General features: G+C 68.6%; 1 pseudogene. It reads right to left on the minus strand.

Annotated elements, in window-relative coordinates:
* Window positions 1–541 (minus strand): annotated as a pseudogene (locus L995_RS25550) (hypothetical protein); the annotation flags it as partial.

The following is a 541-nucleotide window of genomic DNA, read 5'->3' on the forward strand; positions in this document are numbered from 1 at the left end:
CGCCGCGACGGCTGATCCCGGCACGACAGGCCCAGTTTGGCGCTCCAGGTAGGCCAGTTGGTCGAACGTCGTCCCCGACAGAAACACCAGATCCTCGGCCGTGCCCACATAGATGCCATCGTCCACGGGCACGATGCCGGTGATCGGCGCAGGCATGGGCCGGAAATCCCGCCAGTCGGCAAGGTGCGGCGCCATGGGCCGGCTGGCCCACAGCACATTGCCCTGGGCGACGAGCACGCGCCCACGCCACGCAGCAGTGATGGTGCCCACAGGGAACGGCTGAGCACCCAGCGTGCGGCAGGGCAGAACCAGGGTCGAATTGGGGCCGCTGACTTCAAAGCTGCTGCCCGTGGCAACGCCGGCCAGATAGGCACCCTCCCCGTCCTGGCCGGAGAGGTAGACGTTCAAGGCGTAGCCCTCGCGCACCGGCAGACCGTCCAGGCGCAGGCCACCGTCGGCGATCTCAATGGGTGCCGAGCTGATGGCCGGGCCTTCGAGCCGGTCAGCCAGGCGCACATGGCTGAGGTGGTAGCGGTACTGG

It is taken from the genome of Delftia sp. ZNC0008 (genome assembly GCF_000799035.1).
Lineage (GTDB): Bacteria > Pseudomonadota > Gammaproteobacteria > Burkholderiales > Burkholderiaceae_C > Comamonas > Comamonas tsuruhatensis.